The organism is Dyadobacter koreensis, from assembly GCF_900108855.1.
Lineage (GTDB): Bacteria > Bacteroidota > Bacteroidia > Cytophagales > Spirosomataceae > Dyadobacter > Dyadobacter koreensis.
In genome coordinates this window covers 399,278-421,224 of sequence record NZ_FNXY01000001.1, presented here as the reverse complement: position 1 = coordinate 421,224, position 21,947 = coordinate 399,278, and the positions used below count along the sequence as shown (strand labels likewise).

Here is a 21,947-nt window from a genome sequence, read left to right as displayed (position 1 = left end):
CGGAGCAGACTCCTTCCCATTTAGAAGTTTCAAAGTCAAGTAAACACAAGTGAATCATTGATTCTCATGTTTATATCTCTGGCGTATATCGCAAAATACGCAAAAATTCCCATTACTTCCAGCGTCATTAATGGAGTTAGACGAAAAATGTCGGATGATGTTAACTTATTGATTTGCAATATATTTATCATTTAGACACTTGTTCTAAGTAAAAAAGCCATGGCGGTGATTCTCCAGGGCTTTCTTACATGAATGCTAACGATGAATTCTTACGTCAGCTGAAGATATCCTTCTTTAACCAATTTTATAAAATCATCCGATGGCTTAAAATGTGGGATTATCTGCGCAGGAACAATGATCGTCGTATTTTTTGAAATATTTCTGGCCGTCTTTGCCGCTCTTTTCTTATTTATAAAACTTCCAAAGCCGCGGAAATAGATATTTTCACCATTTTCCATTGAATCTTTTATCGTTAAAAAAAACGATTCCAGGGTTTTTTCAACGTGTTCCTTCTGTATGCCGGTTTTTTCTACAATTTTCTGGACTGTATCTGCTTTTGTCATTAGTGCATTTATAAAATTAAAAGAACAAATGTATGACCAAAGCGTTAGATATCTAAATTTTCGGTTTTGGTTACCGTAAATGTATTATTAGCATTCAAACCTTGCTGCTCTTAAAAAAAACTAAGTCAAAAATGCTCAGTCATGAAGACATCTATCAATTGATCCCTATGAAAAAATGGCAAAAAATTTTGAAACCGATTTTTACCAGAAAGATATCTTATTTGACTCATTATTATTGCACGAAGCAAATATGTTTGAACAAGAATTTTTTAGGTATTTAAGCAGCAGTTCAATTGGAGATATTGCTGAATACAATCAGCAAACTAGCATCCGCGAACCTTAATTGGTCTTTTGTTTTTCATTCAGCATCAAGACGTGCAAAAATGTGTGCCGGTTTTTGGAGCCACATCAACCATCCTTAAAAGCTCAGAAAACAGTAGTTACGATCAAAAAAGACTGATGTTGCCGAATAATTCCTTTTAATTATTTAGGAGATGAATTTGGCAGCGAGCGTTTAAGGAAGTTTGGGTTTGGTAGTAAAAGTTAATCTTTTGCCAGATTTGGTGTTTTTTTTAGCTAGTTCTATCTGTCTTGCGCTAGGAATGTAAATCACTTCTATTACATTTTCAGAATCGAATATCTTTCACTCATGATGTCTTTGTAGTATATTTTGTATTCATTTGAGAGAAATGAATTATCCAGCCACTTGAAAGCAACGTCTTTTTTGTTTTTAAATCTATTAAAAGTGTTTTGTATTTGCCGCTCGTTTAGGCCCAATCCTAGTCCGAACTCGATAAAATGCTCTAGCTTCAATTTTCTTTTTTTGCCATTCAGCGTTAAAGCCAGCTCTTCATTATCATCAGGATTAGCGATACGCACATTTAACAGATCATAAGCAGGAGCTAAAGTCCAGTCACTACCATCATTGATCATTGAAAAGTTCTTCAGGTGCATATCGTTATTACCGGTCAGAAAGCTGAACATAGTCAATTCAAAATAATACAATAGATCAAGAAGTGTGTTAGCTGAGTAGGTATTTATTGCCTTGCCAACACGCTCCATCGAACTTTTGTACTTATCAAAAGCTTCCAGGATCTGAAACATATCAAGCATGTGGATTTTGTCTCCATCGTCAGTCCGATCGATACGTTTGGTAATATATGCCAGTTCTCCAGACTGCAGTCGGATCAGACTGGAAGGAAATGTACGCATGCCAAAGGCTTCTTCGGCGATACGCATGGTTGCATGCTCGTTCTGAGGCATTTCAGGATAATTTGAAGACGGTGGTTTCAAGATGAAATTTCCGCCAAGTGCTCCAACGATTGTCAATCGTTTTTTGCGCCCGTTTTCAAATGCCTCATTAACGATCGTTAAAGACAATTTTGGTTGCACACCCGGTACTGTAACACTGCGCTCGACTACATCTTTGGCCAGATCTTTCATCTGAGCAAGCGAATAATCAAAAATAGGCGGCGTCTTTGTCCTAAAAAACTTCATACTGCAAGCCTCGTGAAAATCGCCTGATGCTTGTTTATCCAACGGCTTATAGCAATATAAACAGTTACTCATCATCGTCTGCGATTGGTATTACACTCACAGCGCCAATACAATTTCGGCAACAAACCAACAAAAGTCCCATACGGTCATTTAGGTTTATTTTCCAGCTTTTTGACGCAATATCTAAAAGCCATCCTTCCGGAATAAGTCCGTCAAAAAAAGGAAAAAGGCGTTTGTCCGTATAAATGGTATAGACTACCGGCATAGAAAAACTGATAAATTGATTCGGATAGTTCTCTATGTATTCGTTCAGATAGCGAAACTGATAAAGACCGTCGTCTGTCTCAGTAAGATGTCCTGCTTCTATGTCCTTATAAAATATCTTTGCCTGTCTCATAACGGCTGCTCCTGGTTGCTTGAATTCAGATCTTTACTACTTACCGGAGCTAGCTCATGGCCGAACATTCGAAGTACCTGATTCACTTTTTCAAGATTGAGATTTCCTTTATTCTGCTCAATTTTTCTGATTACCGTAAGTGCAACCCCAGATCTAGACGCCAGGTCTTCCTGAGTCAATTGGGCATGTTTCCTTTTTTGCTTAACAAATTCTGGGAGTCTTTCCATGACTTATATGTTTATGCATATAACTATGTAAAGATACTCAAATTTATATGCAAATGCATACAAGTCTATATTATTCATGCATAATTATATTCATTTACATATAACATCTATATGTTATAATCTGTGTATTTGAGTTGACTATTTCTAACAGGCCACCTCATTCGTACACATGGACATATTATGTTTTTTGTTATGCAGAACTCGGAGTCACTGATCACACCAATTCGCAAATTGAGGGCAGCTCATTTCGGTTGAACTTGACCAAGCTAAGTAAATCACTGATAAATATTTAGCATATGGTGAATAATAGTCAGGTGATGGTTCATGCTGCTGCGGAATCATCTGTCCAACGCATCCGAATGCTCCAACTTCTCAACTGCTTTTCTGAAAAGATGATTGTTTTTTTATTGAACACTTCTTTGGGTTATGTATAATTTGCTGTTTTAAATCCGGATTTCGTTTCTAAAAAAAGTAAGATCCATGTGGCGGTAGTGACTTAGAGCCGACTTGATAAACTTGCAAGGACCTCAGACCTCAAAACAATATTTTAGTCTAAACTTCTATTGAATTAAAAATGGTAAGTCTACATTAAGACCTTAAGGGAAGTATCCCTCATGTTAGATAAATTAAGATTTATTTGGACTCAGTAGTTTTTCACTCGCAGCTTCGTACCTTCTTAATTCAAACACCCGTTAAGAGGGTGTTCTTTATAGATCCGGAATCTTCAGCATTGGCATTCCGGCAATACATTCCATCAAAATGGATTCAATATGTTTAAAAACCGGGTTTTAAAGCTGGAATTTAAATAGTCATCTACTGCGCTCTGATCATTATTATCCGCGGATAGTTTTTTGGATAGGGAAGAAAACTATTTCGCCGAACGGAACGGAATCAGAATATATACCAGCGAATCCGTGCCTTCGGCTACATCTCCTTTGACTAGAAGGGATCTGAATTATTATTCAATCACCTCTCACTTCGTACCGGAAGAAAGTCTACCATTATCACTCACAATCTGGGCTTCGAACGCTGGGAAGAGATCTTTGGAGATCCGGTGCTCACAGCAGCACTGGTAGACCACATGACGCATAAAGCCTACCTTGTCAATATGAATTGAGGATTATACCGCCTGAAAGAAACCAAACTAATGAACGCGAAATGAAGCACAAAACAAAAATCAGAGCCCCGAGCAAACCATCTTCTGTGGGTACCCCAGAAGATGGTTTGCTGTTGTAAACACAAGTAAAATGGTATACTTTTCAACTGAAATAAACAACCGCTTTAAATATCCCGACTTTTCCGATGAATGCACCGTGGAAGGCAGCAAGGTATGCTTGTTTTAGTAGCTGTCTGATCAGCTTTGTTGGTTATCAACTTTTACATGGGAGATATTCAATTGATAATGCTGTGTATTCGCTGAAAAGCTGATGCGGAATTCGCCAGTATGAGTAGAGATAACAGTCTTGTTATCCGGCTGATTTGATTTTGGCCGATGTAATAAGTAATTTATTAGATATTGCAGGAAAATGTTAACAGAACAGCCAAAGAACGATGACTGATAAACAGTTATTGATGAATTAAAAATTTTATGTAAAATTATTTGGAGCGGCACATCTCTTCCAGTATTCAATAATAACAGTAATCGTATCAAGTAGCTCAGCAAAACTGGTTTGCTTTACAAAGAATCCCTGCGCCGAAGAACTGTATGCATCGATGACAACCTTTTGATTGACGGCGGTTGAAAAAAATAGATACGGTATACACTTAAGATTTAGCGCTGCATCGGTTTGAAGTTTATTCCTGAGCTCAAGACCGTTCAAGCGCGGCATATTAATGTCGGAAAGAATGATGAAAGGTCCAGATGTATTACTGTGAAGATATTCCAGTGCTGCCAGACCATCAGGGAAATAGACTCTTTTATTTGGATATTGAAGCGCATTGAAAACTTCTTCTAATAGAAATCGATCATCTTCATCATCTTCTATAATGATAATTTCGCCGTCCTTATTCATGATCTGAGCATATGGTTTAAGTTTTAATTTTGATTTCCAAAATAACCGGGCCATTTCAACACTAGGTATTAATTTTTTTGCTCAAAGTATACAATTAAATATATTCTCACAGCTTTTAGCCCTGATTAATTACTGCTTCTTTGAATGAGTTTTTTTACCAACTGGCAAAGTGGTGCGGGATAAGTAAGATCTTTACTAGTACCACCGCTAAAAATTGTTAGGAGCAGCACACCTTTTCCAGTACTCCATAATTAACACTATAGTTTTTTCGAGCTCACCAAAAGTAGACTGCTTTACGAAAAATCCCTGAGCCGATAGACTGTATGCGTCGATCACATATTGCTGGCTGGCCGCGGTTGAAAAAAATAGATAGGGGATACATTTTTCTTGCAACCGCGCGTCCTCATAGATTTTCTTTCGGAGCTCAAACCCATTTAGCTTTGGCATGTTAATATCTGAAAGGATAAGAAAAGGTAAAACATCCTCTTCAATAAGAAAATCCAAAGCCTTCTGACCATCCGAAAAGTAAATAATCTCATTCGGGTAGGTATGTTTTTTAAATACTTCTTTCAGCAAAATCTTATCCTCACTGTCATCTTCGATAATGATAACTGGTCCATTTTTATTCATAAGTTTATTAATTTGATAGATACATTACCAAGTGCCTTATCCGGTTTGACCTAGTTGATAGCTTCCGGTTAAATAACTGTGATTCTCATGAATTGAAGGGCACTTCTTGTTTCTTATCAGCAATTCCTGTCCGTTCAACTTATTTCATTCCTTACACCATCTAATTGGTTTTAAGCTCGTTAAGTATTGCTCGAAGTGGTCACTGATTTTCTGAATCTGTTCAGCCAAATATTCTTGCCGCTTCGTTGGTAGGAGAATACGTCGATCAGCTTTGTTATAGGTCATACTTAAACTATCTGCCTTGATAAATTAGCTGTATTAATTACCAATTCGTGCTGGTATATATTGTAGAATCAATCTATCTCTCTGAAACAAAAAGTCTGCCTGCACAAACTGACTGTTTTGATATTGCATGGTCTGAACAGCGTTGGACATTTATAATATATCACCTATAGGTACATGTTGACAACTGATTGAAATATTAAGGAATCAGACCGTGCGGCATCAGGGGGGTGATGGAAATGTTTGTCGTAGGTATGAACAGGGGATACTTCCATTAAAAAGATAAATTTTCAAAAGTAAAATCTTGAAATAAATCAAGACCATTTATTGCTGGTCATTTCGCTTATGCAAGGCTAAAATACGGGACTTTCTGCCTGTTAAAGGGGAAGTGCTGCCGCACTTTTCATTTATAAAAAGATTTACAGGTTTGGTATGGCGTAAAGGATTTGAAAATGGAATGTTAGAAAGCCATTTTATGTGGCTGATCTACCATAAGCCAAATTCACGGGCTTTCTACCGATCATGATTGATTTGCCTGAGTTTGTGTCAATTAAATTTAGCGATACGATGAATCTGGCGTCGAGTGGTCCATAACCTACCAAACGTTCTGAACTTCATGGATGACAATAAGTGCTGAATTGACTTTTGAAGTATCAATAATCATACTGAATTTTTGATTTCGGATGCTGTTGCATCTTTTTATCCGGTCGTCTTACAAAAAATTTCATATTTTTAATTGAAATTGATTCAATAACCGTATTGCACCAACAATGAAATTTTCTTTTTTAATTATTCTTTTCTTATCACTTAATGTATGTGCACAGCACGTGGACATTGTTCTGATAGGCGTTTCACATAATTACAGCAACTACCCCCGGCAGGACTTTTCAACTATTTACGGTAAGATCAGGAAATTTGCTCCAACCGCTTTTTTTGGAGAGTTTTTGAGTAAGGAAGATGAACGACTTGTTATGGATTATTGGTGTAAACAGGACAACATCCGCCGACTTGAAATTCTAAAGAAAAATCGGGACATAGCGGTGGATCTGCTTCCTAACACCATTGATAGCTTAAAACAATTGTCAGAGCGAAGGCCAGATAATTATCAAATAAAGGCAGATCTGGCACATGCCTATTACCTAAACCAGGATGTTTCAAATGCGCACTACCAGGTCTGGCAGGTTTTCAGCAAACTTGGCCAAACATCTGATAAATCGCTGGAAAACTACGTCAACAAATTACTCAGTCCCGGGCTTGATACCACAGGGCGAAGTATAAAAAGGCTAAAAACCTCGGAATACGCACTCATTTCATTTCCCGTCATGCAGGAAATGAAAATCAAGGAATTACTTCCTATGGATTGCCAGGATTATGATTTAAACTGGCAAGCATCTTCGGCCGCCTTTCATCAAAAATTTCAAAAATTTAGAGAAGATACAATTGCAGGCTATGCCAAAGAATTAAAAGCACTGCTCATTAAGAGAGATAAAGGGTTCCTGAAAAACGCAGGTATCGAAAAAAGTTCAAAAAACGTAACGGAGTGGTTGAATACTGACGAAGCCTCTGCGATCTTTTCCTCAGGAGACTTTTACTTTCCAGAGATGTATGATATTGGAGGATTTCCAAAAGAGGAAATGCTTTCGCAAATCCATTGGTGGTTAATGAGAAACAAAGTAATGTGCGACAATGTTGTAAATCGGTCGCGGGCATTGGGCTTGAAAAGGGTGGTCGTTCTCGCAGGTGCCAATCATCGCTGGTATATGCAGAATATATTTAAAACAATGCCTGACGTGACGATTAAAAACATTAATGAAATTAAATAACTGTTTCTTGGAGAGACAAAGCCAAAAGCTAGGTGCAATTTAAAATTATGCAAAGTGTCAGATCTAATGCTCTCTTTTATACAACCGGTAGCTATTGAACACAATCATCACAGATAGAATAGTTGGTGTCAGGTAACTGAGAATCAGATTTGTCATGTGTTTGGGTGGAAAAAACTTAACCATGACGTCACTGATAAATGACACTATGAAATATCCGATATCGCCGGTCAGACCACCATACATGGCGGCATAGTCAGAAAAACGGATTAGGCAGTAGGTAAAATAATTGTTTTAAGTGAAAGCAGGCCTTAAAATCATTCTTTTACTTATCAAGCCGCCAAATGCCAGGCGAATCCAAGCACCAATGAGCAATATCTCGAAACTACGGACTTCATTTTAAAAGTATTTTCGATGATGCATATCATCACAATACGATATGTGAAGCTCAAGATCAAGATTTCTAACGTGAAGTTGCAAGTTTTGAGCATAGTAGGATATATGCCAACTAAACTCCGAAAATTGAATTTTACTGTTTTTTGAAGCGTTTCTGATCCCAAAATCCAATCTAAAAAAGCACATATCAGTACCAGCCCTCCCAGCAGAATAAAATTTGACTGCCATCCAAAAACGCTTCAAGATACACTCCAACAAAAGACGTGGCCATAGGCCCTATGAACCCTATGATAGTACATAGGCTCATAAGGTGTTCAGTTTATCTCCTGAAGAAAGATCTGGTGAATTCGGAGCCACTGACCAGCCTAATTTAGAAATTTCGGACAGGTCGTTACGGTTAGTATTGACCTGTTTAAGTAAATGATTCATAGTTATTTAACCCATGGTAAGTAATAATCTGTTGATGTCAATCTGCCACGGGATCATATGCTCAACGCCTCCGAATTCTCCAATTCGGAGGCGTCGACCATCCCAATTCGGAAATTTCGGACAGCTCGTTCCGGTTGGAATTGACCAGTATGCGTAAATGATTGATAATTGTTTAGCATATAGCCAGTAATTGTCTGTTAATGGTCAATCTGCCACGGAATCATCGTGTCAATGCGTCCGAATTCTCCACTTACGGCGCATATTGGTTTTTTCTTTAACATATGTTGACATACATATTTTGCGATGCTCATTTTCTTAAAAGGGGAAAAGAGTTACAGCAAAACAATACGCGTTTAATCATCGCAGCTATTCAGATACATCCTTAGAATTTTAGTTACCGAGTCCTTCAGCTGCGGCTTTGGGCAATCTATACTAAAACCAATCCCGGATTTTAAATCACCAAATATCCGGAGCGTCATCGGATCATCATGAAAATTATAGGTATCGGCCAGTGTTTGTAATTTTTCAATCCTTTCCTTGATCAGCTGCTGTTTTTCAAGTTCCTGAGCTGATGGTTGCGCTTTAAACTGAAACCAATTTACAACTTTAACATCTGTTCCCATAAATAATAATAGATTGAAATGGCTAATTTTTTTAGCGCTAAATTTCGAAAAAAAGTATACCAGATCGTCAAAGACAGCGGTTTTCGGGTGATAAGTGAAAGAGTATGTTACCATCAGGTAATCGAGCAGAGCTTTTACTCCCGATCTGACCTGTGCACTAGCTGGTTCTATAAGCCGCAATAGTTTGGATCCTTATCTAAAAAAGGATTTCTGATAAAGCCCTTCCAGAATGATACATTTGCATTGTTAGACAGAATATTCTACGACTAATGAGAACCATAGTGATTACCCGCGAAGCTCCGGCCTGGGTTTAGAAATGGATAGGCTTCTGGCGAAGGATCCCAAACACGGTGTTATTCTGGGCTGCCGCGATCAAAAAATGCAAACACCTTAGAATCAAGGTTTCGGCTGCAATGCAACAATACCAATATTAAAGCTATTGAACTGGATCTGGCCAGCTTCGCATCGGCACGCAGCTTTGACGGAAATTTATTAGAAATAACGCCATTCATTGACGTTCTAGCCTGTTTTCAGCTTCATATGATCCTATATAAATTATTCCTCTGTCTCAGCGGAACCATCGATTTAGCCATCGAGTGGCTTATTGTTTTAACGCGCCCATTTTTTCAATCTTTGCTATCGCCAAATACAGGAAATTTTTCGAAACTTTCTGATCAACTTCGCGGCTGATTTCATCGCTACAAACAGAAATGAATTGTCTTTGCCGGGGATCCATAAAAAAGCAGATTACACATTTCAATTGACCTGTGATTTTTCACCTTTTTCTCTGTAAACAAATTATACATTCACCAGAAACAGTTTATAAAATCGTCTTTTCCTTTTTGCGGTTTGTTCTAACAATACGATGTCTCTGAAATGATCTTCGGATAATCATCCGGAAAGGTGTATTCTCGGCAGAGCTCAATGTCATTGAATTTGTAGTGTTGTGATCGGAAGGCGGCAATCAAAGAATATACGATATCCTTGATGGTTCCCGGATTTCATTATTCCCAAACCCTTATCATTGTCTGTTTGCGAGTACTTGGGTGCCATTGAGATTCCACTTTATGACCGCGTTTCCTTATGTTTTCACAAGCGAAATTCTGATGATTGGATTCCTTCCCTCCGACATCCGGCGCGATGTTTAACAGTTCATTAACAAAGACCGTGACCGTTGCCGGACATATGCTAATTTACCGAGCTCATCCCGACCATTTGAAGTGGTCATATTAATAACAAATGACTTTGTTTCCCTTTTAATACGGACGATAATATCGCCCAATCCGTTGTTATTGAATACCTCAACGGGTTTAGATTTTCTAAAACAAGTAATTAAGACATTCATTACTCCTTGTTTGTTGCCTGCCGAAACATAATATTAGTCATTAGAGTCTCAAGCATTAATTTGCACAAAATCAAAAATAAATAGGAGTGTCTGCGATTGTTTTGCGAGCTTTTCCACTGTAAGTCATATTACCAAAAATTTTTGAATAATGAAAAACACAAAATTAATATTGATTGTCTTGGTGACACGCAGTTTAAAGTCCAGCAGCGGGAAGGTTCATTATGGTCTTGTGGTGATGAGATTTGTATTTTCCACATTTTTAAGCCAAAAGCATCAGGCATACCAGTAGTGGATCATATACAGGAGTTCATTGGGTACCTAGGACCTTTTTGCAACTGTCCAAAAAAGGTAGGTTAGTTATTCTCCTATCACCTTTCTTACCTCTGAAAATAGTCCATGTTCAAATCGCACCAAATTTATTCCCAACTGCAGACTGTCAATACTGATTTTGTTCATACCCTTTTGCAGATCACGTATCTGTGTGCCAACTCTTTTTCCGCCAGCATCAAATACGATTAACGTCCATCTTGCGCTTTCCACTGCGAAGACATCTATGAAAACCTGCCCGCTTGCAGGATTGGGATAGAAGCTGCCTACTACAGCGCGCTCCGCTAAATTTTTGATTGAAATAATCCTTGAGTATTTAAACGTACCATCCAGATCCAACATTTTGAGACGGTAATAATTGGAAGTAACAGGAAACTTATCGGTGAACGTATAAGTACGCAAACCCTGACCAACTGGGTTGCTAACCGTTTCATTTGCAATTGTTAGACCAGATAATGTGCCAATTGTTTCAAAGTTATTAGCATCCGCTGAACGTTGAATGTCAAAACGGTCAAAGTCCTTTTCATCGGCTGTGATCCATTGCAGTTTGTTTTGGTTGTCATTCATTTTTTTTCCGGAAAAAGAAACTAGGCTGACAGGAAGAGGCGCCAATTCGTAACTTAGAATAACAGCGGTCGGCGTGTAAATCACATTCCAGTTGTCTGGCAGACCGGAAACTTCTTCAAATGTACCTACAACTGTCGTTGCACTTAGTATTGTAATCTTATCTCCATGCGTCGGGATATAATTGACGGAAATTTTCAGTGCCATTCTGGTTAGTGTAGCCCTGCCTGTGGCAGTGATCTGATCATAATTGATACCTGGGGTGCCTGTTCCGTTTACATCCATGGTCATTGTACCATGGAAAAGACCGTTTTCCGGGGTGTCAACTGTCATCGATCCTAAGAAAATACCGGGAGAAAGCGTCCCCCCATTACATAAAAATCCTGTACTTATTGTGCCAGAACCTTTCAAGGTAGCTCCTAAGAAATGAAAAAAATGCGGTGACGACCTTGAATCCGCCTGCATATAAATCAGACGCGTAACCGGTGCCAGCGCCCCAATTGTAACATCAGCAAGATTTGTAAATGCTGCATTTTTTTCTGCATATACCCCGGTCGTTGCCCGGTCGATATACACCTGCCCCCCCTCCTGATTCAAGAAATCGGGGCCTCCTGTCAAATGGATACCATTTGTACCCACACCTTCCAAAGCACCGATTCTGACAATGCCGGTATTGATCATTTTCGAGCCTTCCCCGACTACCGCCATGCCTGCCATACTAGTTCGATCTATATGAATCTGACCACTGTTTGTGAGTGTCCCTATCAAACTGAAGCCCTGAGTCCCACCATTGGCGATACTTCCAATTGTAAGCGTGCCGTTATTGATAAACCTGGTCTGGCTGCTTACCCCAAAGGTGGTACATCGATCCACTTTGATGACACCGTCAGTATCGTTTGTAAAAACAGAGGCATTGTTAATGCCGTATAACCCTATACTGGCTATCCCCCCAACAGTTATATTCCCTTTATTGGCAAAGGTTGCGGTATTCTGAATGCCGGAATTAGTAGACCGGTCAATCTTAATCTGGCCGGCTGAAAGGTTGGTAAAGCTGCCATTGTTTGTGAGTCCGCGCTCGTTTGCGCCACTAGCGCTTCCAATGGTTATAGTGGCCTTATTGGAAAAAGTAGCATCAAAATAATTCCATAGGCCATTCAAAGCCGTCCCATTCATACTGATCTGCCCGCTATCGTTCTTAAAGTTTCCATAATTGCTCAAACAGGCGCTTCCTGTGATAGCAGGGCCGATCACAAGGGTTGAACGATTATTAAAAACACCTCCAGCCGCATTGGACAACCCGTTCGACCGGGCATTGTTGATACTGATCTGACCAGTTGAATGGTTGAAATTACCCATGTTCACGATCCCTTCTAACCCTATACTTGCCGTCATGCCAATGTTGATGATAGCATTATTAGTGAAGATACCCTGCTCATAATTCCTGATCCCTGTGTTACTTGAACGGTCGATGTTGATGACCCCACCCGTATTATTACTGAAAGTGCCCAAGTTTATCAGCCCATTTGTTCCCGGACTTACCGTCGCACCGAGCGTAATGACGGCCTCGTTGGTAAAGATGCCGCCAGGATCATTGTCTAGAGGACAGCGGTCCATTTGAATATCACTTCCTGCAAAATTATTAAATACCGCAATGTTAAAAATGCTATATCTTCCGGTATTAGGCAAGGTACCAACGATGATGGTTGCCCGGTTGTTGAAAACTGCATTGTTTCTACCTCCATCAGTATTGTTATCGATCCCGTGACTGGCAAACTGATCGATCCGGATCGTTCCGCTAATATGATTAAATATTGCTTGGTTCCGGATGCCACTTGAACCGCTGCCAGCCAATGCGCCGATGGTAATATCGCCCTGATTGGTAAAGGTTCCGCTACTATTATAAAGGCCGAACACTATTGACCTGTCGATATGAATCTGTCCGCCTGTATTGTCAAATTTACCGTCATTTCGAAGGCCGTAACTGGCGGCGCCCCCAATGCGTAAAATCCCGGAATTCGCAACGGTTCCCAAATTTTCTATGCCTTGCGTGCCGCTGCCGCCGATTGTCAGCATTCCTGTTGCTGATAGGGTCAGCATTCCGCCACTTCCAATTTTGATAGATTTAGCAGCCGCATCCGCTGAACTGATGGTGGGACTGTTGGTCGCACTGGGAATCGTCACGTCATCAAAAGCATCAGGAATGCCTGCCGACCAGTTTGAATGATTTGCCCATACCTTATCGACGGTGCCGGTCCAGGTGGTCTGCGCAAGCAATGGATTCCTAGTGCAGAAAAGTGCTGATAAAATCAAGGTGAGAAGGTATAGTTTACTATTCATATAGTTACAGTTTTAAAAAACGGCTGTAAAGATCCGTAAGCATTTAGCAAGGGTTATAAAATGATTTAGACGAGTTTATCAGCCCCTTATAGTCTGAATTCGCTCGGGAAATATTGGCGACATCGCTTTTTATAGGGTTTTTGTCGGTTTTCTGTTATTAAAGAAAGCTATCTTAAAAATAGATAGCTTTAAAAAATCACCATGTTTGAAACGCTGGGTTATAGAGCATCTTCATTTAAACTTTCACTAGCCAGAGATACCATTGTTGCGGCTTATGAAATCGGTCTAATGTGGCTGAACCAGATGCATATCGAAGCTTTCTGCTTTTTTCAGCACATCCTCAATGATGTTTTGTCCGACGGATTTTTCGAAAGCATTTTCAAGATCAGATGAAATGCCGAACTGCTGAAAAAAGGAAAGAAACCCCTTCGGGCTATGGATATTCAGCCATCGGCAGGGCGTGTCGCCCAGGTTTTGAAAGGTATGGGCCGTATGTGGTGCAAAATCAATAGAGCCTCCGGATTCGAGCACGACCGCTGAGCCGTTCACCAGAAATTCCATGCGGCCTTCCAGAACATAAAAGGTCTCACTGTAGGTCGCATGGTAATGTGCGGGGGGGCCGGGCACTCCGGGTAATGTAGTTCCTTCAATCATGTCATAGTTACCCGAAGGATTCAGCACAGTCATTTTGTGGCCAAGACAGATCAGTTCGTTTTTCATAAAGGATATGTGTTTTGTAAGGTTTGGATATAGCAGATTCTAAACCGTTTTTAACGGTAGGTAGAGAAGTTTAAAAAATTATGGGATTTAGCTGGAAACGGGAATAAGCCCGTATTGCAGCATTATGCTGTTAAGTTTAGCCTTGTCTGGCGGCCCGCCGACTTTCAGAACTCCTAAAAGATCCTTAAAGTAATTGGCTGTGAAAATGCCTGGATTGGCAAAAGCAAGAATTTCAACGATTTCGTCTGTCTGATTTATCAGGTTGTGAACGCTACCTCTGTTAATAAATTGATAGTCGCCCGGGCCAAGGGTGATAATTTGATCATCAACAATCAGTGTAAGCGACCCTTTCAGTCCGTAAATCGTCTCGTCAAAATTTTCATGGTAATGGGCAGCCGGCACTTTTGCGTTTGGATGGATTACCACTTTAAACATGGTGAACTGCGCATTGGTATCGGCAGCATCCAGACAAAAATGAATTTCTAGTCCGATGCCCAGATTTATTATTTCGGAGGTTTTCATCACATATGTTTTTTTAGACATACAAAACAAGGCACAAGCGAATGGAAATAAATTGATTCAAATCAAGAAATTTTACAAATGCAAATTTCTTTTCCGTATCCGTCGCAGCGTTTCAGATGTGCTGCTCATATTACAGGCAATAGGAGGTTAGATCTTACCAAATGCATGTCACAGTTGGATGCCTGATTGATAACCGCAGAGAAAATGGCTCGGTCAAATGATTTTTTGGACAGCATTCTGCTGACTTGCATTGGCACCAAATTTGGTAAAAAGGAAAAAGCCTTTGGGCCCGCGAATGTTCAACCATCTGCAGATTTCATCCCCATTCGTTTTAAGTATGTGTTCCGTATCTGGCGGAAGTTCAATATATCTCCTTTTTATGCGGCAAAGACTTGACTGTTTACTGAAAATTCCAAACCGTAGTCCAATGCATAAAAAGATTCTTAATGACCCGTGTTACAATGGGGCGGGGGACCCGGTACGTTGTGATAGGTGGTCTTTTCCACCATGCCGAAATCTCCCGACGGATTTAGTGGTTTAATGTTGTGACCCAGGCAGATCAATTCCTTTTTCATGTCAGGCAGATTTTATGAGATTGTTGTCTCACAAATATAAATCTATTGATTTGATATCTCCAAATTTTATGAGAAATTTGTCTCATGAAAAAAAAACAGATTGATTCTGGCCGTATCAAACAAAAGAGGGAAACCCGGAATGGAATCCTGAAAGCTGCCCAGGAGCTTTTAGAAACCAACCCCACTTTTTCGTTAGAAGATGTTGCCAGGCATATGGGCATTTCCCGGGCAACGATTTACCGCTACTATTCGAATATTGATCTTCTTTACACAGAAGCTACGCTTTCGTTTCGAGTGAAACAGCCAGCGGATTTTATTGAAGAAGTAAAAGAACTAAGCCTTTTAGAAACGCTCACTTTTGTACAGAGATATTATAACCACCTGGCTCAGCTCCATGAAAATTCTTACCGCAGGTATATGAGTATTGTTTTGTCTGAATCGCTTAAAGAACCCAAGTCTGGTCCACTTAGAGGTGCAAGAAGGCCTGCTACTTTGGAAGTGGTTTTAGAGCCTTATGAAAAAAAAATAGGGAAAGAAAATATTGCTAGATTAAAACACATCGTCACGGTGCTTTCAGGCATTGAGCCAATGATTGCCAATAAAGATGTTAATGGTTTGAGCAGCGAACAGTCAGACCGGCTGCTTGCTTGGGCACTGGAAATGATTGTCAAGGGAATGGGGCTGGATGATACAGTTGACTAATAGCTTTTGCCGAGCATGGCACTCTTGACAAAAATCTATAAAATAGCCATTAGTCTGAGAGATCACAAAACTGGAAAAACTCGACCTTATTTTGTCTCACCAAAAGAGATAGCTATTAAAAAAAAACGGTTGTAATCCACAATATTCACAAACGCATCATCCTGTTGCCGGGACCGCTCGATGTTTGGCTTATTTCCCAGGTTAATAGGGGAAGGGCTTTTTATTCTGGTCTACCGGCAACAATTTTACATTCTAAGATTAAAAAATTGTGGATTGAAAAAACAGAATATTCTTGAATCCATTTGCATCCATGGAGTTCAATGAAAGCAACTACGCCTCTGTTGGTCCTGTTATCACGCCCAACTGTTGTAATAATCCGACGGTATCCATAATAATTCTGCTTTCTGAAAACAAATTATTGCTGACTACATCGATTACTATACCCCAAACTTCAACTTGCTTGTTTGTTGGTGGGATGCCCATAAATTCTCCTTGATGCGTTCCTGTCCAGGTAAATCTGGTTACAACCTTTGAACCTTCTGCGATTTGTTCATTTATTATCCAATGCATATCAGGAAATCCGGTAAACATTGAATTTAGTGCAAACTTTAATCCGTCTCTACCAGGTCCTTGCCCTGGAAACGGAAGATGTTCGATGAAATCTTCCCAAACAAGATCATTGGCTGCATCAAGATTTTTTCTATTTATTACTTCTTCTATAAAGAAAGTCATAAATTCTTTATTCTCTTCCAAGGTCATGGAGTGCTACTTTAAGTTATGTATAAGGGTTAAATATTCGATAGCAAGATTACAAAATGTTTAGGCTGTAAAGAAACAAATAGTTACAGCAACATTACTTGATCCAAATCAATAAATATTTAACAGTTCATATTTCTTTTTCTGATTCGGCTGAGCGTTTCAGGGGTAATTCCCAGATAGGTTGCGATGTGAAAAAGTGGAATTCTTTGAAACAAAGCTGGGTATTCCTTTAGTAACCTTTTGTACCTTTCATCCGGCGTCTCTTTGCCGGTATTTGCGATTTCCTGTTTTAAATCAAAAATGAACCGGGCATGCAACTTTAACTGATGTAGGGCCAATGCTGGAATCGTCGTATAAGCAAATTCCCATCTTTTGCGGTTCAAAGAAAATATAATAGAATCTTCTAGGGCTTGAAAGTAAAATTCAGACGGAATTTGATGAAGAAAACTCATAACTTCCCCAGCGAAACTACCCTCTTGGACGAAGTATACCGTCCGCTCTTTATTTTCTGGTGTAACAAAATACTGGCGGAGTATTCCTTTTTGAACAAAAAAAGTATCTTTTACTACATCGCCTGCCTGAAATACAAACTCATTCTTTTTAACAATTCTTTCTTCAAAGTACGGCACTAGTTTATGAAGATCCGGTTCTGAAAAGTTTTGTATTTCTAGTAATTTGCTGATTAATAGCGAATTATCCATTAATATATTTATGATTTAAAGCCAAAGTCATGCATGATCAGGGCAAGATAATTTTACTGATACCGATATAATCCAAGCGATATGAGTCCTACTTTTTTAGTATTTACGGCCGAATGACAATTTTGACTCAGCAATTATGGTTTATTCAGCGGCCGAAAAGCTTATATAATAAATGCCGTTATGTTTAAATATTTGTGGTGCCCACAAGCCCTTGGTTCCAAAAGTGTGGCCGACTTTGGTACGGATCATACCGAAGGAGTTTTTTGAGTTGGCTGGAACTGAACATGTCTTCAGATACTGGGATTCTAGGAAGGCAAATCCCTGCGGTCTGTTGTCAACGCATTTATACCTACTAACTAAACTTTTGACCCTTCGACGTATATGGGTAAACTGTTAAGTAAATTTCTTGCTTAGCCTTTGCAAATGCATACCGGGCGCATAAAAAATAAATAGAATAAATTAAAACTTCTGTCATCTTTTCGAGTTAAAACAGGGAAATTTCTGATTGATTTATTTTTAAATGGGAACAATGGATACTTAGCTTGAAACAGATATTATTGTGTCTATGATTTTGAGTGAAGCGTAGTGTAGAATACGCCTGACTCCATCAAATCGTCCCGCACACTTTTTCGGTTATTATGTTTTCTCAGCTTGCCGCCCGGAGCAGATCTTCCTGGGCATTCAGCTTCTGATCAAAGGTTGAGACCCGGGCATAGCCAATTAGCATAATTATTAAATAAACTCGTTAAAATTTAAATATAATTTACTAAGATTTATTTGCCAAGTGAACTCACTATTTTGGCCTACTATTTCATTTTTCTCATGTAGACTACGGTGAGTAAAGAAACCCCATGTTTCTTTACTCCGTTGTTGAACTCACTGTCAGATAACTAAATTCAAAAAATTCCATTTCAATCCCTATAGCATCTTCAAAACCTTTCAAACTGTTCATTAATTTTTTCAAAATATCTAAATTTCTAATAGCACCACACTAGTGCTATCGGCTCTGTCACGTGTTAGTTTAGAAATTTGCTTCTGGCGCAACGTACCCTCGCAACTTTCGTTCGAGGGTAAACGGTAATACTTGTATGCTGTGTGAACGATACGGCCAACGACCGCTTCTGAGGTCGATAAAAAATAGACTATCCTTGTCAACCAACCTGACGGGTATGCGACTGACGGTTTCTCTTTAACCGCCAGAGGCCAAGGCCGCTAGTATTTGAAGCCATAAGTCCAGCAGCTACTAAGGAAAAGCTCATTTCATTTTGACTGTCTATTATCCAAATTTAGATCCGGTCAACTTACTTTTCGTCGCCATATTGAATAAAAAGAGAACGGAGCCTCTTTTTAAGGAAGGTATAAAAGTTCAAAAATTTCTTCTCGTACCGTTTTACAGTAATCGCCAATACCATTTAGTCTGTTCCATTCATATTCGGTCATTCCTGTCGATCTCATATCAGCACCAAACCGTTTGATTTGTTTCTTTAATCTCTTATCAAATTTTCGGATCCTTTTACCTGCCAGCATCATAGCGGCATTTTTCGTTTTACACGTGTTAAGGCTGTTTCTCACAAGGGGCCGCGTTAATACGTGCAAACCGATTCACCGTGTGGAGATTTTTTAAGGTCGGACTTTTTTAGTCCGCCCTTATTTGTTTCAGCCTAAGCGTATCCCATATTGACGATAGGAATGCTTTAAGATCTGGAAGGCAATTATTGCATCATGAATGTACAATTTAGTTAGGCAAAAAAACGGAGTTTTTTCAAATATCTAATACGATTGTGGCGCAGGCAAGTCCATCATTTCCAAAACGGTTTTCTGTATCCGGCCAAAGCAGTAATGAAAAGCTTTAGATTAGGCCGAGAAGAGCTTTAAATCTGAAAACACCAAACGATTGAAAACTAAAGTTCTTCGGTCAGATTCTATTTGATCTTCGTTCTGCTTTAATCAAAAATCAACAAGTTTTATCACTGCCTGTAACACGTTTTGTTCGTACGAGTCTACTTGTTAGCGAAGTGCACCGTTTCGAGGATTTTAAAATTGTTAACGCTCATTTCAGTAAAGGTTGCTGCGGTTTTTTTAGGTTAGCGCCTCCCATTAATCGCTTGGATAAATTTTGTATATACCATCTTAATACATTTGATCTTACAAGTTGGCAGTAAGCGAGCTCAACTTGAAATATACAATAAACTCAGATCCTTTGTCTTTCTCGCTTTTTACTTCGATATGACCTTGATTTTCTTTGACGAATTGTTTGATCAGTAGCAAGCCAAGTCCGGTTCCTGGTTCCATGTCTGTGCCGCGTTCGGTAATAGCTGCCCCGGAAGACTTAAAGAGCGCTCCTAATTTTTTCTCCGACATACCGGTTCCGTTATCTCTGATATGTATGGAAGCCAAATCATTTTCGCGTGTATAGAATACCGTGATCGTGCCATTCTGAGGCGTAAATTTGATGGCATTGCTGATAATGTTCTGGAGAATAATTCTAACATGATTATTGTCAGCTTTAATGCTGATGTTTTCCTGGTTATGATGTATTACTGTCAGCCTTTTTTGATTAAAAGCAGGCTTGTAGAGCGCGAGTATTTTCTCAGTCGTTTTTGTCAGACAAATCTTTTCAAGCGTTAATTTAGCACCGTTCTGCTGGCTGCTTGCCCAGCGCAACAGATTATCGATCAGCTCAGAGACCAAGACGATCTGCCGTTGGAAATCTTCAAATATTACTTTCTGAACCTCTTCACTCAGATCGCCACTTCTGATCAGTTCTATGGCTTGCCGGACCGACGCAAATGGACTACGCAGGTCATGGCCAATGACAGATAATATACGGTCTTTTGTTTTATTAAGCGATAATAGTTCTTCGCGCTGCATTTGAATTTCTTCTTTTTGTATTCGAATTTCATCATTTCGATTATTCAGCTCCTTGTTCAGTACATTTTTTCGAATTATATTTCGCCGAAGAAAGAACAGAACCGAAACAAGCAGCAAGGAGAATAGGACTGTAAGCGAGATTACAATGCGATTGTTCCTGATCACCTGTTTGCTTTTTTCATTTTCACGGATCAAATCTGCATTCTCGGCTTTTTTATCCTGTAAGTGCAGATAGTTGATTTCCTTTTCTTTTTTTTCGTTTAGAATACGATCGCCATAAGTGCGGGCAATAGTCTGGTATTCGTATGCTTTTTGATAATTCTTTAATGCTGCATAACATTTTGAAAGAATATTAGCCGCCCGTTCGGTATCCCAGTCGGCCTTTAGTTTTTTCATTAATACAAAGCTCTTGGTGGCATATTCAAGGCCCTGCTGATAGCTCTTCAATTCGTAGAGTGCCTGAGCAATACCGGAATATGCAAAGCCCTTTTCCCAATCATCCTGATAGTCTGCAAAGCCAAGTGCGGAATGATAGTAAGACAAAGCCTGCTTATAATTTCTGGCATGATAATAAATCTCTCCGGTGCGGTTCAGCGACATCTGCTGCAGGTGTCCGTCTCGGCATTGTTTTGCCAGAAGCAGTGCTTTATTCAGATTCAAAAAGGCACTGTCCAACTGGCGAAGTTCATCATAGGCCAATCCAATGTTGAAATAATTAGCGGCAATTTTAGCACTGTCTTTTAATTGCCGGTTGAGTAATAGGGCTTTTGTAAATTCGGGGATTGATTCATTCAGCCTGTCCTGGCCAAGATAGATCAATCCCCTTGTATTGATTGCAACGGCGAGGTCCGGCTTAAATTCATATTTCTTGCTTATAGTCTGTGCCGAGTCTGCGTAGGACAGTGATTCGAAATAGGATCCGGTGACGTAATTTGTTCTAGCAATATGGTTGTAAGCAATTACGCTTTCCCTGTTGAGGTGTAGTTTTTTTGCAGCCTGAAGGGCGATCTTGGCGAAAAAAAGGGAACTGTCCGGATTGTTGTACAAATATCTGACAGCTAGTTGGTTGCAGACCGAAATCTGAACAGAGTCCGTCGGCAACGCGTTGAAGCTTTCAAAACTATTGCGCAATCCGGTTAAGGTCTGGCCGTACACAGAAATTGAAAAAAACAGGAAGGAGAATAAAAGTTTAGTTGATAGAAACAGGTGTGTCTTTCTTTTTGATTTAGCCTGCATTTTTAATTTATAGGGAGGGTATATATCTGTCAGCTGCATACTTGACTTTAACGTTGTGTATTATTTTCTAAATATCGCATTATGCGGAAAATAATCTTAAGCAAAGCTCATAGTTTGTTTAATTTCCCCGAAAAATTTATTACATGTGAAGTGTACGTTCACTTAAAATGTTATGTTTTAATTTACACTAGTGTAATCACATACAAGAATTTCAACTTCGGTTCTACAAAAATTGATTAGTGCGGTTTTGTCATCACTTGAAAATAAAGGATTACTTCAAATCATTCGATAGTATTGTTAGAAATAGAATACTCGGGATATTGCTATTTCAAATAATAGAATCTTTTCATCCTAAGTCTCTGCTTTGTTACCGGAGAAAATATTTGCTCTATTACTGCTCTTATTCATAGAG

16 protein-coding genes and 1 pseudogene are annotated in these 21,947 nt (G+C 39.4%); 4 read left to right on the top strand and 13 right to left on the bottom strand.

Translation table 11 applies throughout. The features are described from left to right. Positions 1 to 269: 269 nt before the first annotated feature. Positions 270 to 563 carry an HU family DNA-binding protein gene (locus tag BMY70_RS01750; protein ID WP_090331325.1) on the bottom strand — a complete coding sequence of 98 codons (294 nt, stop codon included), beginning with the start codon at positions 561 to 563 and terminating at the stop codon, positions 270 to 272. Positions 564 to 738: 175 nt separating this feature from the next. On the opposite strand from BMY70_RS01750, the gene BMY70_RS30765 reads away from it, so the two are divergent. After that, on the top strand, positions 739 to 906 hold the full coding sequence (locus BMY70_RS30765) for a hypothetical protein (protein WP_177196930.1): 168 nt from the start codon (positions 739 to 741) through the stop codon (positions 904 to 906). 275 nt (positions 907 to 1,181) lie between these two features. Here the strand turns inward: BMY70_RS30765 and BMY70_RS01745 are convergent, their stop codons facing one another. The 3 genes from BMY70_RS01745 to BMY70_RS01735 form a co-directional block, all read right to left on the bottom strand. Continuing rightward, complete coding sequence (locus BMY70_RS01745; RefSeq protein ID WP_229209440.1) at positions 1,182 to 2,060, bottom strand: HipA domain-containing protein; 879 nt, start codon at positions 2,058 to 2,060, stop codon at positions 1,182 to 1,184. A 64-nt stretch (positions 2,061 to 2,124) separates the two neighbouring features. Beyond that, complete coding sequence (locus BMY70_RS01740; RefSeq protein ID WP_090331320.1) at positions 2,125 to 2,457, bottom strand: HipA N-terminal domain-containing protein; 333 nt, start codon at positions 2,455 to 2,457, stop codon at positions 2,125 to 2,127. Continuing rightward, complete coding sequence (locus BMY70_RS01735) at positions 2,454 to 2,684, bottom strand: helix-turn-helix domain-containing protein (protein WP_090331317.1); 231 nt, start codon at positions 2,682 to 2,684, stop codon at positions 2,454 to 2,456. Before BMY70_RS01735 ends, BMY70_RS01740 begins: the two co-directional genes overlap by 4 nt. 961 nt (positions 2,685 to 3,645) lie before the next feature. Here BMY70_RS01735 and BMY70_RS01730 point away from each other — a divergent pair. Beyond that, positions 3,646 to 3,801 (top strand): annotated as a pseudogene (locus tag BMY70_RS01730) (ATP-binding protein); the annotation flags it as partial. Between the two features lie 469 nt (positions 3,802 to 4,270). On the opposite strand, the gene BMY70_RS01725 reads toward BMY70_RS01730, so the two are convergent. Continuing rightward, positions 4,271 to 4,696 (bottom strand): response regulator, encoded by a 426-nt coding sequence (locus BMY70_RS01725; protein ID WP_090332565.1) that lies wholly within the window; start codon positions 4,694 to 4,696, stop codon positions 4,271 to 4,273. A gap of 207 nt (positions 4,697 to 4,903) precedes the next feature. After that, positions 4,904 to 5,326, bottom strand: a complete 423-nt coding sequence (locus BMY70_RS01720; protein WP_090331314.1) for a response regulator — start codon at positions 5,324 to 5,326, stop codon at positions 4,904 to 4,906. A 1,052-nt stretch (positions 5,327 to 6,378) separates the two neighbouring features. Between BMY70_RS01720 and BMY70_RS01715 the strand changes: the two genes are divergently transcribed. Further along, a complete protein-coding gene (locus BMY70_RS01715; protein ID WP_090331312.1) occupies positions 6,379 to 7,431 on the top strand; it encodes a DUF5694 domain-containing protein in 1,053 nt (350 codons plus the stop codon). A gap of 1,175 nt (positions 7,432 to 8,606) precedes the next feature. Here BMY70_RS01715 and BMY70_RS01710 read toward each other — a convergent pair. From BMY70_RS01710 to BMY70_RS01690, 4 genes are all read right to left on the bottom strand, one after another. After that, complete coding sequence (locus BMY70_RS01710) at positions 8,607 to 8,876, bottom strand: hypothetical protein (protein ID WP_143072029.1); 270 nt, start codon at positions 8,874 to 8,876, stop codon at positions 8,607 to 8,609. 1,702 nt (positions 8,877 to 10,578) lie between these two features. Continuing rightward, the gene (locus tag BMY70_RS01700) at positions 10,579 to 13,449 is read right to left on the bottom strand and encodes a T9SS type A sorting domain-containing protein (protein ID WP_090331301.1); all 2,871 of its coding nucleotides are present in this window, start codon (positions 13,447 to 13,449) and stop codon (positions 10,579 to 10,581) included. A 285-nt stretch (positions 13,450 to 13,734) separates the two neighbouring features. Beyond that, the gene (locus tag BMY70_RS01695) at positions 13,735 to 14,169 is read right to left on the bottom strand and encodes a cupin domain-containing protein (protein ID WP_090331298.1); all 435 of its coding nucleotides are present in this window, start codon (positions 14,167 to 14,169) and stop codon (positions 13,735 to 13,737) included. A gap of 87 nt (positions 14,170 to 14,256) precedes the next feature. Then, positions 14,257 to 14,691, bottom strand: a complete 435-nt coding sequence (locus BMY70_RS01690) for a cupin domain-containing protein (RefSeq protein ID WP_177196929.1) — start codon at positions 14,689 to 14,691, stop codon at positions 14,257 to 14,259. Between the two features lie 659 nt (positions 14,692 to 15,350). Between BMY70_RS01690 and BMY70_RS01680 the strand changes: the two genes are divergently transcribed. After that, complete coding sequence (locus BMY70_RS01680) at positions 15,351 to 15,968, top strand: TetR/AcrR family transcriptional regulator (protein ID WP_090331289.1); 618 nt, start codon at positions 15,351 to 15,353, stop codon at positions 15,966 to 15,968. 330 nt (positions 15,969 to 16,298) lie between these two features. Here BMY70_RS01680 and BMY70_RS01675 read toward each other — a convergent pair whose 3' ends face one another. The 3 genes from BMY70_RS01675 to BMY70_RS01660 form a co-directional block, all read right to left on the bottom strand. Further along, the gene (locus BMY70_RS01675) at positions 16,299 to 16,721 is read right to left on the bottom strand and encodes an ester cyclase (protein WP_177196928.1); all 423 of its coding nucleotides are present in this window, start codon (positions 16,719 to 16,721) and stop codon (positions 16,299 to 16,301) included. 125 nt (positions 16,722 to 16,846) lie between these two features. Beyond that, on the bottom strand, positions 16,847 to 17,428 hold the full coding sequence (locus BMY70_RS01670) for a Crp/Fnr family transcriptional regulator (RefSeq protein ID WP_090331283.1): 582 nt from the start codon (positions 17,426 to 17,428) through the stop codon (positions 16,847 to 16,849). A gap of 2,145 nt (positions 17,429 to 19,573) precedes the next feature. Then, the gene (locus tag BMY70_RS01660) at positions 19,574 to 21,535 is read right to left on the bottom strand and encodes a tetratricopeptide repeat-containing sensor histidine kinase (RefSeq protein ID WP_177196927.1); all 1,962 of its coding nucleotides are present in this window, start codon (positions 21,533 to 21,535) and stop codon (positions 19,574 to 19,576) included. Positions 21,536 to 21,947: the final 412 nt, after the last annotated feature.

Bases quoted from the DNA above. Each gene is read 5' to 3' on its own strand.
- BMY70_RS01750 (WP_090331325.1), bottom strand. From the start codon at position 563: ATGACAAAAGCAGATACAGTCCAGAAAATTGTAGAAAAAACCGGCATA.
- BMY70_RS01660 (WP_177196927.1), bottom strand. From the start codon at position 21,535: ATGCAGGCTAAATCAAAAAGAAAGACACACCTGTTTCTATCAACTAAA.
- BMY70_RS01715 (WP_090331312.1), top strand. From the start codon at position 6,379: ATGAAATTTTCTTTTTTAATTATTCTTTTCTTATCACTTAATGTATGT.
- BMY70_RS01740 (WP_090331320.1), bottom strand. From the start codon at position 2,457: ATGAGACAGGCAAAGATATTTTATAAGGACATAGAAGCAGGACATCTT.
- BMY70_RS01710 (WP_143072029.1), bottom strand. From the start codon at position 8,876: ATGGGAACAGATGTTAAAGTTGTAAATTGGTTTCAGTTTAAAGCGCAA.
- BMY70_RS01735 (WP_090331317.1), bottom strand. From the start codon at position 2,684: ATGGAAAGACTCCCAGAATTTGTTAAGCAAAAAAGGAAACATGCCCAA.
- BMY70_RS01745 (WP_229209440.1), bottom strand. From the start codon at position 2,060: ATGAAGTTTTTTAGGACAAAGACGCCGCCTATTTTTGATTATTCGCTT.
- BMY70_RS01690 (WP_177196929.1), bottom strand. From the start codon at position 14,691: ATGAAAACCTCCGAAATAATAAATCTGGGCATCGGACTAGAAATTCAT.
- BMY70_RS01725 (WP_090332565.1), bottom strand. From the start codon at position 4,696: ATGAATAAGGACGGCGAAATTATCATTATAGAAGATGATGAAGATGAT.
- BMY70_RS01680 (WP_090331289.1), top strand. From the start codon at position 15,351: ATGAAAAAAAAACAGATTGATTCTGGCCGTATCAAACAAAAGAGGGAA.
- BMY70_RS01700 (WP_090331301.1), bottom strand. From the start codon at position 13,449: ATGAATAGTAAACTATACCTTCTCACCTTGATTTTATCAGCACTTTTC.
- BMY70_RS01695 (WP_090331298.1), bottom strand. From the start codon at position 14,169: ATGAAAAACGAACTGATCTGTCTTGGCCACAAAATGACTGTGCTGAAT.
- BMY70_RS30765 (WP_177196930.1), top strand. From the start codon at position 739: ATGGCAAAAAATTTTGAAACCGATTTTTACCAGAAAGATATCTTATTT.
- BMY70_RS01720 (WP_090331314.1), bottom strand. From the start codon at position 5,326: ATGAATAAAAATGGACCAGTTATCATTATCGAAGATGACAGTGAGGAT.
- BMY70_RS01670 (WP_090331283.1), bottom strand. From the start codon at position 17,428: ATGGATAATTCGCTATTAATCAGCAAATTACTAGAAATACAAAACTTT.